Source organism: Azospirillum terrae (genome assembly GCF_053470425.1).
Map to the genome: position 1 here is coordinate 1 of NZ_JBPXMR010000065.1, position 581 is coordinate 581.

Below are 581 nucleotides of genomic sequence, written 5' to 3' on the forward strand. Positions count from 1 at the left end.
CGCGCCCGCAACGGCCAGTGCCGCACCTGGGCCTTCCGCACCGAGGAAGGCGCCGTCGATTTCATCATCGGCAAGGTGCTGCCCGGCACCGTGGTGTACGCTGACGATGCCCCGTCCTGGAACCGGCTCCATGAGCACTTCGACGTCCGGCGCGTCAACCACCAGGAATGCTACAGCGCGCCGGACGCCTGCACGAATCACGCGGAGTCCTTCTTCGCCCGCATGGCCCGCGCCGAGCACGGCCAGTACCTGCACTTCAGCGGGCCTTACCTCTGGCTTTACGGGTGGGAGGCCGCTTGGCGGGAGGACCATCGCCGCGACAGTGTCGCCGAGCAGTTCGCCGTGATTGGGAAGCTGATCGGCGCCTGCCCGCCGGCTCCCCTGTTCTGCGGGTATTGGCAGCGGCATCGGCAGCGGGACGCGCCGCAGCCCGATTGAGTCAGGAACGGGCGGTCAGCCTCCACACGAAGAAACCACCAACGTCTTCGGCACGGACGACGGCGCCCCGTCGCTTCAACTTGCCGAGCGATGTGCTGACGGATCGGGCAACAGCGGCATGCGCGTCGCGGTCGCTCGGGGGG

Annotated in this window: 1 protein-coding gene; it reads left to right on the forward strand. The window is 68.5% G+C overall.

Annotated features, from left to right (window positions below):
* Positions 1-438: transposase (locus tag ACSVDD_RS29730; protein ID WP_448193009.1), on the forward strand; the 438-nt coding region annotated here is incomplete at its 5' end.
* Between the last annotated feature and the right edge of the window lie 143 nt (positions 439-581).